The sequence below is a fragment of the Psychrobacter sp. TB55-MNA-CIBAN-0194 genome (genome assembly GCF_040309505.1).
GTDB lineage: Bacteria > Pseudomonadota > Gammaproteobacteria > Pseudomonadales > Moraxellaceae > Psychrobacter > Psychrobacter fozii.
In genome coordinates, this window is the sequence record NZ_JBEOOW010000320.1 from 1 (window position 1) to 270 (window position 270).

The 270-nt window shown below is 37.0% G+C and carries 1 protein-coding gene; it reads left to right on the top strand.

The genetic code is table 11. The annotated features are described in order from the left end of the window. Positions 1-270: beta/alpha barrel domain-containing protein (locus AAEY75_RS15305; protein ID WP_352260062.1), on the top strand; the 270-nt coding region annotated here is incomplete at both ends.

Consider the following 270-nt stretch of genomic DNA (forward strand, 5'->3'; position numbering starts at 1 on the left):
GGTGGGTTAACCTTTGATGAAACACGTATTATTTGTAAAAAGTTAGCCGCCATAGGGGTTGATGCCATTATCATCTCAGGGAATATACATGGCAAAGCAAGCACCATGATTGGCGAATCTTTTGATGGATATAACATTCAACAACAAGGCTATTTTCATGAATATGGGCAAGTTATTAGCGCAGAAGTTAATGTACCCATTATTACCGTTGGTGGATTAAGTGATATTAGTGCGATAGAAGAGATTGCAAATACAACCAATATTCAATGT